Origin of the sequence: Microvirga guangxiensis, from assembly GCF_900102135.1 — a bacterium.
Classification (GTDB): Bacteria; Pseudomonadota; Alphaproteobacteria; order Rhizobiales; family Beijerinckiaceae; genus Microvirga; species Microvirga guangxiensis.
On the sequence record NZ_FMVJ01000003.1, the window covers coordinates 68,587 to 81,642 of the forward strand.

At 62.8% G+C, this 13,056-nt stretch carries 15 protein-coding genes; 6 read left to right on the plus strand and 9 right to left on the minus strand.

Annotated features, from left to right (window positions below; translation table 11 throughout):
• The first annotated feature begins 6 nt into the window (after positions 1–6).
• The 5 genes from BLP10_RS03900 (at position 7) to BLP10_RS03920 (ending at position 5,266) form a co-directional block, all read left to right on the plus strand.
• The gene (locus BLP10_RS03900; RefSeq protein WP_091130395.1) at positions 7–1,281 is read left to right on the plus strand and encodes a beta-ketoacyl-ACP synthase; all 1,275 of its coding nucleotides are present in this window, start codon (positions 7–9) and stop codon (positions 1,279–1,281) included.
• 154 nt (positions 1,282–1,435) lie between these two features.
• Positions 1,436–2,182 carry an SDR family NAD(P)-dependent oxidoreductase gene (locus BLP10_RS03905; protein WP_091130399.1) on the plus strand — a complete coding sequence of 249 codons (747 nt, stop codon included), beginning with the start codon at positions 1,436–1,438 and terminating at the stop codon, positions 2,180–2,182.
• A gap of 231 nt (positions 2,183–2,413) precedes the next feature.
• On the plus strand, positions 2,414–3,436 hold the full coding sequence (locus tag BLP10_RS03910; RefSeq protein WP_091130402.1) for a zinc-binding dehydrogenase: 1,023 nt from the start codon (positions 2,414–2,416) through the stop codon (positions 3,434–3,436).
• 103 nt (positions 3,437–3,539) lie between these two features.
• Entirely contained in the window at positions 3,540–4,499 is a 960-nt protein-coding gene (locus BLP10_RS03915) for a lipid A biosynthesis lauroyl acyltransferase (protein ID WP_280141068.1), read from the plus strand.
• Between the two features lie 17 nt (positions 4,500–4,516).
• Positions 4,517–5,266 carry a DUF1223 domain-containing protein gene (locus tag BLP10_RS03920; RefSeq protein WP_244510387.1) on the plus strand — a complete coding sequence of 250 codons (750 nt, stop codon included), beginning with the start codon at positions 4,517–4,519 and terminating at the stop codon, positions 5,264–5,266.
• A 4-nt stretch (positions 5,267–5,270) separates the two neighbouring features.
• Here the strand turns inward: BLP10_RS03920 and BLP10_RS03925 are convergent, their stop codons facing one another.
• The 3 genes from BLP10_RS03925 to BLP10_RS03935 are packed head-to-tail and all read right to left on the minus strand — an operon-like array spanning position 5,271 to position 7,301.
• The gene (locus BLP10_RS03925) at positions 5,271–5,879 is read right to left on the minus strand and encodes a TPM domain-containing protein (RefSeq protein ID WP_091130406.1); all 609 of its coding nucleotides are present in this window, start codon (positions 5,877–5,879) and stop codon (positions 5,271–5,273) included.
• Positions 5,879–6,649, minus strand: a complete 771-nt coding sequence (locus BLP10_RS03930) for a TPM domain-containing protein (RefSeq protein WP_091130409.1) — start codon at positions 6,647–6,649, stop codon at positions 5,879–5,881. The genes BLP10_RS03925 and BLP10_RS03930 overlap by 1 nt, the downstream gene beginning before the upstream one ends.
• Positions 6,650–6,695: 46 nt before the next feature.
• Positions 6,696–7,301: a LemA family protein gene (locus BLP10_RS03935; protein ID WP_091130415.1), complete on the minus strand. Its 606-nt coding sequence runs from the start codon at positions 7,299–7,301 to the stop codon at positions 6,696–6,698.
• 145 nt (positions 7,302–7,446) lie between these two features.
• Between BLP10_RS03935 and BLP10_RS03940 the strand changes: the two genes are divergently transcribed.
• Entirely contained in the window at positions 7,447–8,088 is a 642-nt protein-coding gene (locus tag BLP10_RS03940; protein ID WP_091131977.1) for a LysE family translocator, read from the plus strand.
• Here the strand turns inward: BLP10_RS03940 and BLP10_RS03945 are convergent.
• The 6 genes from BLP10_RS03945 to BLP10_RS03970 form a co-directional block, all read right to left on the minus strand.
• Entirely contained in the window at positions 8,060–8,560 is a 501-nt protein-coding gene (locus BLP10_RS03945) for a hypothetical protein (RefSeq protein ID WP_091130419.1), read from the minus strand. The two genes, BLP10_RS03940 and BLP10_RS03945, sit on opposite strands and share 29 nt — an antisense overlap.
• On the minus strand, positions 8,557–8,985 hold the full coding sequence (locus BLP10_RS03950) for a hypothetical protein (RefSeq protein WP_091130422.1): 429 nt from the start codon (positions 8,983–8,985) through the stop codon (positions 8,557–8,559). Before BLP10_RS03950 ends, BLP10_RS03945 begins: the two co-directional genes overlap by 4 nt.
• The gene (locus BLP10_RS03955) at positions 8,975–9,418 is read right to left on the minus strand and encodes a hypothetical protein (protein ID WP_139165431.1); all 444 of its coding nucleotides are present in this window, start codon (positions 9,416–9,418) and stop codon (positions 8,975–8,977) included. Before BLP10_RS03955 ends, BLP10_RS03950 begins: the two co-directional genes overlap by 11 nt.
• 103 nt (positions 9,419–9,521) lie before the next feature.
• Complete coding sequence (gene rlmN, locus BLP10_RS03960) at positions 9,522–10,847, minus strand: dual-specificity RNA methyltransferase RlmN (RefSeq protein WP_175493771.1); 1,326 nt, start codon at positions 10,845–10,847, stop codon at positions 9,522–9,524.
• A gap of 140 nt (positions 10,848–10,987) precedes the next feature.
• Complete coding sequence (locus BLP10_RS03965; RefSeq protein WP_175493772.1) at positions 10,988–11,695, minus strand: invasion associated locus B family protein; 708 nt, start codon at positions 11,693–11,695, stop codon at positions 10,988–10,990.
• Positions 11,696–11,845: 150 nt separating this feature from the next.
• Positions 11,846–12,949: a calcium-binding protein gene (locus BLP10_RS03970; RefSeq protein WP_091130429.1), complete on the minus strand. Its 1,104-nt coding sequence runs from the start codon at positions 12,947–12,949 to the stop codon at positions 11,846–11,848.
• Positions 12,950–13,056: the final 107 nt, after the last annotated feature.

Below are 13,056 nucleotides of genomic sequence, written 5' to 3' on the forward strand. Positions count from 1 at the left end.
AACGGCATGGCGCTTCGCGACAAACAGGGCCGTCCGCTCGTCGCCGTCACCGGCATGGGCGTGGTCACCTCCCTCGGTCAGGGCAAGGATGCCACCTGGGCCGCTTTGACGGCGGGCAAGTCCGGCATTCACCGCATCAACCGCTTTCCCACGGAGGGCCTGCGCACCACGATTGCAGGCACCATCGATTTCATCGACGTGGAGCCCTTCTGCGCGCCGATGCTCTCCGAGCGGCTGGCGATGCTGGCTGCCGAAGAGGCCGTCGGCCAGTCGGGCCTTGCATCGAGCGATTTTCCAGGCGCGCTCTTCATCGCGGTTCCTCCGGTCGAAATGGAATGGCCGCAGCGCGAGGCGCTCGCCAAGGCTTCCGGCCAGGACGGCGATGTCACCTACAAGGACCTGCTGAAGGCTGCGGCCACCGGCGAGTTCAAGAAGTGGCACGACCTCTTCATTTTCGGCACGGTTGCCGACCGCGTCGCCGACAGGTTCGGCACGAAAGGCTCGCCGATCTCGCTCTCCACCGCCTGCTCGTCGGGCGCGACCGCGATCCAGCTCGGCGTCGAAGCCATCCGCCGCGGCGAGACGGATGCGGCGCTCTGCATCGGCACGGACGGCTCCGTGAATCCGGAATCCCTCATCCGCTTCTCGCTGCTCTCCGCACTCTCGACGCAGAACGAGAATCCGGAAGGCGCATCGAAGCCGTTCTCGAAGAACCGCGACGGCTTCGTGATGGGCGAGGGCGGTGCCGCGCTCGTGCTCGAAAACGCTGAAAGTGCAAAGGCGCGCGGCGCGACGATTCTCGGCTACGTGCTCGGCTGCGGCGAGAAGGGCGACAATTTCCACCGCACGCGCTCCTCGCCGGACGGCTCGCCCGCGATTGCAGCGCTCAGGCAGGCCCTCGACGATGCAGGCGTGACGCCCGACGACATCGACTACATCAACGCGCACGGCACCTCGACGCCGGAGAACGACAAGATGGAGTCCATGAGCTGCACCGCCGTCTTCGGCGAGCGCATGGCGAATCTTCCGATCTCGTCGAACAAGTCGATGATCGGCCACACCCTCACCGCCGCCGGTGCGGTGGAAGCGGTGATGTCGCTGCTCACGCTCTCGACGGGCCGCATTCCGCCGACGATCAATTATCAGGTGCCCGATCCCGCGATCCCGCTCGATGTGGTGCCGAACGTCGCGCGCGACGCGGATGTGAAATACGTGCTCTCGAACTCCTTCGGCTTCGGCGGACAGAACACCTGCCTCGTCTTCGGGGCCGAGCCGAAGTAAAAACCAATCAGAGGAGCGCAACGGAGCCCTCCTCCCCCTTGTGGGGAGGAGATGGAGGTGGGGGTGCAAGCGCCAACATTTCAGACCGTAGCGCCGACACCCCCACCCTAACCCTCCCCACAAGGGGGAAGGGATTTTGCCGGAGCGACAGGATATGACCCGGGTTTTGGTGACAGGCGGCGGAAAAGGCGTCGGCGCAGCCATCGTGCGCGCGCTGGTGGCCGCTGGCCACGACGTGGATTTCACCTATCGCTCGTCCGGCGATGCGGCGAAGGCTCTCGCCGATGAGCTGATGCAGGCGAATCCCGGCCGCACCATCAAGGCGCACGAGGTCGATCTCGCCGACAAGGCGGGGTTGGAGACTTTCTGCGAAATGCTGGAGGGTGAGAGCTTCTTCGGGCTCATCCACAATGCGGGCCAGCCCTACGATGCGCTTGCCGCCATGATGCAGCAGGACAAGGCCGAAGCCGCCATGCAGGTGAACTTCTGGTCGCTGACCCGCATCGCGAAATCCGTCATGCGCGGCATGATCCGCGCGAAGGCTGGCCGCATCGTCGCCATTGGCTCGGTAGCAGCGCTCCAGGGCAATCCCGGCAACGCGGCTTACGCAGCCTCCAAGGGCGCGCTCATCTCCTATTGCCGCACGCTCTCCGTCGAGACCGCCAAGCGGAATGTGACCGTCAACGTGATCGCGCCGGGCTTCATCGACACGGACATGATGGCGCCCTATGCCGCCTATCGCGAGAACATGGAAAAGCAGATTCCCTCCGGGCGCTTCGCGAAGCCGGAAGAGATCGCAGGCCTCGCCGCGTTTCTGCTGAGCGAGCCCGCCGCCTACATCACCGGCGCGGTCCTGCCCATCGACGGCGGCCTGACCTCGATGCTAGGCGTGCATCGGTAAACCCAAAGCGTCGTCCCGGACGGAGCATAGCGGAGATCCGGGACCGCAAGACAAGAATGGTGCCACATTCCAACAACGATCCCGGATCGGCTTCGCCGTCCGGGATGACCTACGGAAAAGGCGCCAGAGCTTGCCATTCCTCCGCGCGCCCTTTAAGCCGCCGCATACAGATTTCCCCGTTGCTGCCGCAGCTTAAGCTCCGGCTTGCGACGCTGACCAGGATTGTTGTCCATGCGCTCCCTTCAGCTTTTCGGCGACCGTGACATTCGCATCACCGAGATGGACGCTCCCCCGCCACCCGCCGCGGGCGAGGTGCAGGTGCGGATCAAGGCGCTGGGGCTGAACTATCTCGACGTCTGGGGCTTCCGCGGCATGGCTTTCGCCAAGCGCAAGATGCCGCAGGCCGTTGGCGTGGAAGCCGCAGGCGAGATCGCAGCTGTGGGCGAAGGGGTGTCCCGGTTCAAGGTCGGCGATCCGGTGACCATGTATGGTGCTGAGACCTGCGGCCATTGCAGCGCCTGCCGCAAGGGCTGGGACAATCTCTGCGAGAACGTCGCCGGCATCATGGGCTTCCATATCGACGGCTTCGCCCGCGAGCTGATCAACCGCCCCGAGCGCCTCGTGATCCCGGTGCCGAAGGGCGTCTCCTTCGAGCAGGCGGCCTGCGCCCCTATCGGCTTCGGCACGGTGCAGCACATGCTGTTCGACAACGCGAAGCTGGAGCCCGGCGAGTCCATCCTGGTCCACGCGGGCGGCTCCGGCATTGGCACGGCGGCAATCAAGATGGCCAAGGCCATCGGTTGTACGGTCTATACGACCGTGGGCGACGACGAGAAGGGCGAGAAGGCGAAGGCGCTCGGTGCCGATTACGTCGTCAACTACCGGAAAGAGCGCTTCGAGGGTGAGGTTCGCATGCTCACCAAGCGCAAGGGCGTCGACGTGGTGTTCGAGCATGTGGGCGCGGAGACCTGGAACGGATCCCTGCTGTGCCTGAAGCGCGGCGGGCGCCTCGTGACCTGCGGCTCCACCTCGGGCGTGTCCACCACCATGAACCTGATGCAGCTCTTCCAGCAGCAATACCGGATCTTCGGCTCGTTCGGTTGCCGCATCGAGAACATCGCGCAATCCCTGGAGAAGATGTCTCAGGGCATGAGCCCGGTCATCGATTCCGTCTTCCCCCTCGACGATTTCCAGAAGGGCCTGGAGCGGCTGGAAGGCCGCAAGGTGTTCGGCAAGGTCATCGTGACGTTCTGACCCCTGGCACGGGCAGCCTTTCAACCATAAATCTTGACGAAACGGGCTCCTCGCGGAAAACACGCGGGAAGCCCTTTCCTTTTCATAGCCGGAAATCCTGAACGTGCAGCAGTCCAACCGCCCCCGCAGCCTCCTTTCGCGTCTCACCGAGACGGTGATGGTCGGCGTCGTGCGCGGCGTGTTCGCCTTCTCGCGCGCCCTAGGGCCGGAGCGTTCGGGGGCGATCGGCTCGGCGCTCGCCCGCACCTTCGGGCCGCTCCTGAAGGCGCACAAGACAGCGCTCGCCAATATCCGAGCCGCTTACCCGCATAAATCCGAGGCCGAGGTGAAGGCGCTCGCCATGGCGGCCTGGGACAATCTCGGCCGCACGGGCGGGGAATATCCCCATCTCGGCAACCTGTTCGATTTCGACCCCGACAGCACCGTGCCGGGCCGCACGGAAGTCGACGGCATCGAGCACTTCCTCGCATTGCGGGATGACGGCAAGCCGGGCATCGTCTTCTCGGCGCATCTTGCCAATTGGGAATTGCCCGCCATCTGCGCGGCGCGTTTCGGCCTGGACACCACGGCGGTGTTCCGCGCGCCCAACGATCCGGCCATCGCCCGGGTGATCCACGAGATCCGCAGCGAAACCATGGGCAATTTGGAAGCCGCGCGTCAGGGCGCGGCCTTCGCCATGCAGGGAGCGCTGGAGAAGAACGGGCATCTGGGCATGCTCATCGATCAGCATTTCACCCGTGGCGTGCTGGTGGACTTCATGGGCCGCAAGGCGCTCGTGAACCCGATCCTCGGCAAGTTCGCCCGCAATTTCGACTGCCCCGTCCATGGCGTGCGGGTGATCCGGCTGCCGAACCACCGCTTCCGCCTGCAGCTGACGCCGCCCCTCGATCTGCCGCGCGATCCCGACGGGCTGATCAACGTGCAGGGCGCCATGCAGGCCATGACCGCCGTCGTGGAGGAATGGGTGCGCGAGTATCCCGAGCAATGGCTGTGGATGCACCGCCGCTGGCGGGTTCCGGCCAAAGTCGAGACCGACGTTCAAGGTAAAGTGAGTTCCCCTTGAACCGGCCTTGGTGTTTCATGGCGCGCATCATGGTGTCACGACTGAAACTCGCAATGGCGGCTATTGGATTGGCCGCTTTCCTTCAGCCTGCTCTTGCGGACCCGCCGCGCGCGGTCGTGGAGCTCTTCACCAGCCAGGGTTGCTCCAATTGTCCTCCGGCGGATGAGCTGCTGGTCGAGTATTCCCGGAGGCCCGATATCGTAGCGCTCTCATTCCCGGTGAACTATTGGGATTATCTCGGCTGGAAGGATACTCTCGCCCATGCCGATTTCACCGCGCGGCAGAAGGATTATGCCCATGCCCGCAACGACCGGCAGGTCTTCACGCCGCAGATGATCGTCAACGGCAAGAAATCCTGCATCGGCTCGGACCGGGCTCAGATTGAGAGCGCAATCCGGATGACCTTGAAGGATCGTGCGGGCCTGCCGGTGGATCTGGACCTCAGCGAGCAGAACGGCACCGTCACCGTGACCGTGACGGAGGTTGCCGAACCTGTCAGCCGGGAGGCTCTCGTGTGGGTACTGCCCGTACTGCGCTCCCAGACCGTGCCCATCGAGCGCGGGGAGAACAAGGGCAGGACCGTCACCTATGCCAACGTGGTGCGCGGCCTGAAACGCGTCGGCGAATGGAAAGGCGGCTCGGCCCGCTTCGAGATCCCGGTCGAAACCGCCCGCAGCGGCGGGGATGGCTATGTGGTGCTGCTCCAGACCGAGCATGACGACAGGCCCAGCGTGATTCTGGGCGCCGCGAAAAGCTCAGGCCTCTGATCCCTTAAAGAAGCACGACCTTGTTCGGCAGCTCGTTCGCGTCCTGTGCTTGCGGCGGCGCGTGCTCGGCCAGGATCGCGCCTGCGCGCTGCACAGCCTGCAGAAGCCCTTCGCACGGTTTGCCCTGACGGATCGCCGCGGTCAGTGCATCGATGATCTCTTGCCACAGGGCAGGGCCTGCCCGATCCGCGATGCCGATATCGGCGATGATCTCGGCATAATGCTCGGCTGCCGCCACATAGATCAGCACGCCCGTCCGGCCCTGCGTGCGTGAGAGCCCATGGCTCACGAATTCCCGCAAAGCCGCCTCATGCGCCCGCGCGCGCTTGATGCTGTTTGGAATCAGAGCGAGGTGAAGCGGCGGCCAGGCGAGAAGCCCGTTGAGCGCAGCCGCAACGGCGAGCTGGATCGTGAAGATCCGGGTGGGGCCGAGATCCGTGAACCAGATCAGCGGCCATGGCGAGACGAGCGCCATGAACAGGGCGACGAGCGCAGGGATTGCGCGATAGGCGCTGGCTTGGCGCGCCACTACGACGAAGATTTCGCCCGCCGTGCTTTTTTCGGCCTCGTGAATGGCGTTCGAGATCCGCTGTTGATCGTGCTCTGAAATCATTACCAGCTCCCCGAGGCGCCGCCGCCGCCCGACGATCCGCCCCCGCCTGAAAAGCCTCCGCCGCCGGAGCCGCCGGACCAACCGCCCCCTCCGCCGGACCAGCCGCTGCCCGTGGTGATGATCCAGGGGCTGGACCTGCGCCGGCCCCGCACGCCCCTCCTGCTTCCGCGCATGGCTCCGAAAAGCTGAAACAGGATGAAGGCGATGATCAGGAAGGTGATGATCGCATCCATGCTCGAGGACGGATCTTCCCGCACCTCGGCCCGGCGCTGCCATTGCTCCGCATCGCCGGTGAGGATGGAGAGAATGGCGTCGGTGCCCGCATCGATGCCGCCGGCAAAGTCGCCCTTCTGGAATTGCGGAGCGATGGCCGTGGTGATGATGACCTTCGAGAGGGCATCGGTGAGCGCGCCCTCCAGGCCATAGCCCACCTCGATGCGCACCTTGCGCTCGTTGGGCGCAACGAGCAGCAGCACACCGTTGTCGTTCTTCTTCTGCCCGAGCTGCCAGGTGCGGAAGAGGCGGTTGGCATAGTCCTCGATGCTCGTGCCCTCTAGGGAGGTGATCGTGGCGACCACGAGCTGATCCGAGGTCTTGTCCTCATGCGCCTTGAGTTTGGCCTCGATCGCGGCGCGTTCCTCGGGCTTGAGGATGTTCGCCTGATCGACGATGCGGCCGGTAAGGGCGGGGAAGGTCTGGGCGAGAACGGCGAGAGGCGAGACGACGAAGAGAAGCGCGAGCAGGAGCACGGCGATGCGATGCAGCCGCATCCGTCCTCCGTGAGCGGAGGCTAGATCGCCTGTGCTCGCCATGCCTTTAGAACTTCACTTCGGGCGGCCGGTCGGAGCCGGCGGTGGCCGTGAAGGTTTCCATGGGTTTGGCTTCGGGATAGACGATTGCGGCGATCCAGCGGCCCGGAATGGTGCGCAGCTCCGTGTTGTAGGATTGCACCGCCGAGATGTAGTCCCGCCGCGCGACCGCAATGCGGTTTTCCGTGCCTTCGAGCTGCGACTGGAGCGCCAGGAAGTTGGCGTTGGACTTCAGCTCCGGATAGCGCTCGACAGTGGCGAGCAGGCGCCCGAGCGCGCCGGAAAGCTGGCCCTGCGCTTCCTGGAACTGCCGGAATTTTTCCGGATCGGTGACGGTGGAGGCATCCACCTGAATCTGCGTGGCCTTGGCGCGGGCTTCCACCACCTGGGTCAGAACCTCGCGCTCCTGCTGGGCGAAGCCCTTCACGGTCTCCACGAGGTTCGGGATCAGGTCGGCGCGGCGCTGATACTGGTTCTGCACCTCGCTCCAGGCAGCCTTGGCCTGCTCTTCGAGAGTAGGCACGTTGTTGATCCCGCAGGCGGACAGGCCAAAGGCCAGGGCCATTCCGGTCAGGGCGATGCGGACCCGGGTCCACAGGGGCGAAGCCTTCATGTCTGTCCTTCTCACGAATCTTTGTTCCATGAACGTGGCCGGCTTCAAGAAATGGGGCAAGAACGGCATTTCAACAAGCTGCTTTTCACTGGCTGTAAACAAGCGCTTGAGGCATGATCCGGCAGCCGATTCCGAGGTTAAATCCATGGACTTCCTGCCGAGCCTGAACGTTCTGCTCACTTATTCGCTCGCCTGCTTCGTGCTGTTCATCACGCCGGGGCCGGATATGAGCCTGTTCCTGGCAAAGACCATGTCGGGCGGGCGGAAAGCGGGACTGGCCTCCATGCTAGGCGCCATGGCGGGATGCTGCGTTCATACCCTGCTCGCGGCCCTCGGGCTCTCGGCCCTGCTCGCGGCTTCGGTCACCGCCTTTACGATTCTGAAGATCGTGGGCGCGCTTTACCTCCTGTGGATGGCCTTCGACGCGGTTCGCAACGGCTCGGCGCTCTCGCTGAAGGAGGAGGGCCGTGTTCAGGTGTCGTTCTGGAAGACCTTCTTCATGGGCGTGGGCATTAACCTCACGAACCCGAAGATCGTCCTGTTCTTCGTGACCTTCCTGCCGCAATTCGTGGATGCGGCGGATCCTCATGCAGCCGACAAGCTCCTCTTCCTCGGCCTCTACTTCATCGCGTTCACGGGACCTCTGGGCGCCATCATGATCCTGGGCGCCGAGAAGGTGATCGCGCTGTTGCGCAACCATCCGAAGGTGATGCGGGGGATCGATTATTCCTTTGCCGGCCTGTTCTCGGCCTTCGCGCTCAAGATCCTGACGGCGTCGGCACGCTAGGCGAGGGGCGATTGCCGCCTGCATCGCGCCCGGCGATGGCCCAATAGACGAAGCCTGCCACCGCGCCGGTCAGGCCGAGGATGGCGCTCACGTGCAGTTCCGCAGGGTTTGCGACGCGCGCCGCGCCGCGCAGGATCCACGGCACGGATGCGGTCAGAACGCCGGTGGCGAGCGCGTGCCAGAGAAGGCTGCGCATCTTCAACACCTCGCTGATGATCGCGATCACTAGGGGCGGCAGCACGAGCAGCGTGAACATGATGCGCCCGACGCTGAGCATGGCATCGGCCACGATGGGGCCGGGATCGTCGGACGAGAACACCGCATCCACGAGATTCCAGAAGCCGACGAACAGCGTCTCTCCTGTCAGCGTCGCCATGAGCGGGTCGATCATGGAGGCGATGAAGAAGAACAGGCTGCTCACGCCGATGGCGATGAGGAGCGCGAAGGGGATGAGGATAAGCCAGCGGATCATGGAGTGGTTATAGGGCGATCATCCGCAGGTGTCTGCCGGATGGCGATGCACCAGTAGATCCAGCCGCAAATGGCGCCTGACAATGTGCCGCTGACGAGATAGGTCCAAATCCTCTCAAGGCTTTCCGAAAAGATCGTTGAGACAAAGCAGCACCCCAAAACGCTTCCGATCATAATGGGGAGCCACAATGGCGGATGACGGCTTAGCTTTGAGAGGGCAAGAGCAAAAATGCTGGAGAAGAAGAGGAGTGGAAACCCGAAGAAAAGGAGACCGAAGGTTCCAAGTGAGATGAAGCCAAATACATCAAGCTGTCCCCTAGGCTCGGCATTGTTCAGGAACAGTAGATCTAAGACCATCATCAAGAGCGTGGTGAGGTAAGGGGCCACGGCAGTTGTGACAAGGACACCAGGAATCTCACGCCTCATGATGAAGGTGTCCCGGCTGAGGATCTGCTGGATCAGGTGAGCGTCCTCGTACAGCGATGCGCCAGTAGATCCAACCGCAGATGGCGCCCGAGATGCAGAACGTGAGCATCACATGCCAATTGCTATCGAAGTTGGACGAGCTGAAGAAGGTCCCAAAGCACAAGCCAATTGCTAAACCAGCAAGAGCAGAAGCCATAGGTGATCGCAGTCTTTGAAGGTTCAGTACGCCAGCCACCAGCAGCGATAAGATCAACGTCGGCACGATGGACCAGAAGAGCCCTATAGTGCCAAGGGCAAGTACGCTCTCGTAGAAGCCAATCTCGAATAGGCGGAGAGGATTTTCAAGAATGATCGGCGGCAATGCCAGCAGGATAGTGGCGATATATGGTGCGGCGAGTGTCGCTCCAACAATCCCTTTGATTTGCCGATCCATGATCAACTCCAAACTAGCATAGACTAGCTTGGAGTTCTGTTATCATATTTATTTCGTAGAGACAGCGCCTATCGGCAGGGATGCAGTGCCATAAGGAGACCCGCTACTCCCCGTTCCCCACCGCATACACGCCCTCCGCCCCGATGCCCTGTTCGGCCATCATGCGGGCGCGGGCGCGCAGCTTTTCCGTCTCGCTCTTGAGCTGGCCGCAGGCGGCGAGGATGTCGCGGCCGCGCGGGGTGCGGACCGGCGAGGCGTAGCCAGCTCGATAGACGATCTCGGAGAAGCGCTCGATCCGGTCCCAATCCGAGCACTCGTATTTCGAGCCCGGCCAGGGGTTGAACGGGATCAGGTTGATCTTCGCCGGAATGCCCTTGAGCAGGCGCACGAGTTCGCGCGCATCGGCGTCCGAGTCATTGACGCCCTTGAGCATCACGTATTCGAAAGTGATGCGGCGCGCATTCGACAGGCCGGGATAGGCGCGGCAGGCGTCGAGCAGCTGCTTGATGTCGTATTTGCGGTTGATCGGCACCAGCACGTCGCGAAGATCATCGCGCACGGCATGGAGCGAGATCGCCAGCATGGTGTTGGCTTCGCTGCCCAAGCGCTCCATCTGCGGCACGACGCCGGAGGTGGAGACGGTGATGCGGCGGCGGGAGAGGGTGAGGCCCTCGCCGTCCGACATGACGTCGATGGCGGCAATCACGTTGTCAGGATTGTAGAGCGGCTCGCCCATGCCCATGAACACGATGTTGGACACAAAGCGTCCGCCGTCGGATGGCACGAACGCGCCCTCGGGCGGCGTGGCATCGGGCCAGTCGCCGATCATGTCGCGCGCCACGACGAGCTGCGCCACGATTTCCGCCGAGGTCAGGTTGCGCACGAGGCGCTGGGTGCCGGTGTGGCAGAAGGAGCAGGTGAGGGTGCAGCCGACCTGGCTCGACACGCAGAGCGTGCCGCGATCCGTCTCGGGAATGTAGACGCACTCGATCTCCGCGCCCTTGTCGAGGGGACCGGTGGAGGCCATGCGGATCAGCCACTTGCGGGTACCGTCCTTCGAGACCTGCTCGGAGATGACCTGGGGACGGGCAAGCGTGTAGGCGGCAGCCAGCTTGGCGCGCAGCTCCTTGCCGACATTGGTCATCTCGGCGAAGTCCTTGGCACCGCGGAAATAGATCCAGTGCCAGAGCTGGGCCACGCGCATCTTGTGCTCGCGCTCGGGCACGCCGATGGCGGCCAGCGAATCCTTCAGCTGATCGCGGGTGAGGCCGACGAGGGACGCGCCGCCGGGAGCAGCGCCCGCCACCACGTTCAGCTCAGCGGTCTTTTCGATGGACAAAGCGTTGGCACCGGCCGCGCGCGCGGCATCGCTGACGGCCACGGGAGCCGCATTGGTGTTACGCTTGGCGATGTCGAGCACCGTCGCCATGGGAAATCTCGAGCCTCGTTGTTGGGAGTTGGCGAGCCTTATAACACAATTGCGCCGAAAACGTGAGCCTCGAAAAGCAAAATTCCGGGCGCGAGGCCCGGAACGTGCTTACTCGCCATGCGAATTGCAAGAGGCGGGCGTCAGACGCCGCATTCCTTGCGGGCCTGCTCCAGGGCCTTGCTGAAGCCGTTCAGGGAATAGCGGTCGGTCAGGCTTGAGCCGCGGGCGGATTGGGTCTTCACCATGACGGCCTGACCCTTCGCCATGGTGGCAATGGCTTGGCCTTCTTCGGCAGGGTTCTTCAACCAGGCATTCGACGCCTTGGTGATCAGGGAATAGGTGGTGTTGCCGATAGCGGCGGTGGCCGGGCCATTCTCCTTGGCCGTAAAGCCGAGAACGAGGGCGACTTCGTTCCTCACGTTCTCCGCCGGGCGGAAGGACACGAAGAGATAGGCCGGATCCCGGTTCAGGTTCTTCGGCAGGCGGTCCTGGGGCTGGCTCAGGGCATAGCAGATCTTCGAGCGGCCGGTCTGGGCCGTATAGACGCCCCAATCCCCAAACGAACTCACGAGAGAGGCGCCGCCCGGTCCGGTGGCGGCCTGAGCCGGCTTGGCCGCGGCGGCAGCCGCCGCTCCGCCGGCAGCTGCAGCGGCGGGCTTTGCGGCTGGCGCGGTCTTGCCGGCGGCCGAAGGTTTGGGCTTCGCAGGGGCAGCTGCAGGCTTTGCCGCAGCAGGCTTCTGCCCGGTCGTGCGCTGGCTCTGGGCCAAAGCTGCAGGGCCGGTTCCGATAACGAGGATGGCGGAAAGGATGCCCGCGGCGATGCCGCGCTGAAAAGATGCTGTCGTCATGAGGGCGAACAATACGAGGGGACGGTTAATAACTCTTCACCATCCCCTATCCCGGACACCGATTCGGAGCGATGCGTCGAAACGCGGCAAGGGAGCGCGGATAGGAAAAGAGGCCGCATCGGACGGCCTCTCGCAGGTATTCTCGTCGGCTTAGATGACGAAAAAGTCCTTGTAAGTCAGCTTCAGGTTTTTGTTCAGCTTAGCGAACTGGATAGCCTTGCCGCTGCCTGATCCATCGGCGTCATAGGAGAGAATGCCGGACTTGTCGTTGTAGATCAGGTAATCGTTCTTGTCCTTGGCCTTCGTTCCGATCGTGAAAAAGGCCGCTTTCAATTTGCCGGGCTTGTCTTCGGAGCCTACCTTGCTCAGCTTCGTGAAGTACAATTTGCTGAGCCAAATCGAGTCGTCTCTCACGTTGAAGTCTTTGATCGTGTCGAAGTTGAAGGTCCGGTTCGTACCATTCTTGTAAGGGTCGAGCTGGCTCTTGAAGACAAAGGCATCCTTGCCCTTGCCACCGTAGAGCACATCGTTGCCCATGCCCCCGCTGACACGATCGTTGCCGCTCCCGCCCTGAATGGTATCCTTGCCATATCCGCCATCGAGATAGTTGCTGCCGCTGCTGCCGACGAGCCGGTCATTTCCAAAGCCGGTGCTCACGTTCTCGATGCCGCTGTAGGTATCCCCGGCAGCTTCGCCTCCTTGACCGGTTCCCGTTGCAAGATTGATCGTCAGAGCAGCAGTGGAGCTGTAGTGAACCGTGTCTATGCCAAGGCCGCCGATGATCTGATCGTTGCCGCCGCTGCTCGCATAGATATGATCATTTCCGGCCCCGCCATCGAGAATGTTGTCGCCGCTGTTGCCAAAAATGTCGTTATCAAGCTCGTTCCCGGTGCCATTGATGTTGCCGGTGCCGAGCAGCATGAGTATCTCGACATTGGCCGCAAGCGTATAGGAAACCGACGATTGCACTGTGTCGGCTGTTCCTTCCCCCGCCAGCTCAACGACTACATCGCCAACATCGTCAACGGTGTACCAGTCGTCGCCTGCTCCGCCGATCATGCGATCCGCTCCGGCTCCTCCGTCCAAGCCATTATGGGTGGCATCGCCTGTCAGCACATTGGCAAGTGCATTTCCCTGGATGCGGACTTGAGCAGGCAGAGGTGTGGTTGTTCCAGGGACGGTGGCCGGTAGAGCGAAAACCAGCTCATTGGCTTCAAGGGTAAAGCTGTTGCTCCAGGAATTATATATGGCCATTGCACTCTCCAACCCAAACGGGAGGCGTATGATAGGGAATATGAAATTGACGCCTGGGCAGAGTTATACAGTCACGCTCAGTTATTGGTAAATATATAACGTACGGC